This is a genomic window from Methylobacterium sp. AC690 (assembly GCF_979256535.1).
Genome location: NZ_CEEDOX010000148.1, coordinates 1 through 233 on the forward strand (window position 1 = coordinate 1; position 233 = coordinate 233).

General features: G+C 73.4%; 1 pseudogene. It reads left to right on the forward strand.

The features are described from left to right. Positions 1 to 233, forward strand: a pseudogene (locus tag AC0IY1_RS25665) (hypothetical protein); the annotation flags it as partial.

The following is a 233-nucleotide window of genomic DNA, read 5'->3' on the forward strand; positions in this document are numbered from 1 at the left end:
GCCGGAGACCGGAGCGCGTAGCGGCCAGCGCATCACCCTGCGACGCTCCCCGAACGGGGACGGGCTGACCTACGAGGGGGCCGAGCAGCGCGGCCCCCGCACCGCCGCCGACATCACCCTCGACCACGCCACTCATACGATCCACTTCGCGGTGGAGACCGAGGCCGGGCCGCTTCACTTCGAGGGCGTCGCTGGCGCCGATGCCCTCACCGGCACCTTCGAGGACGAGGCCG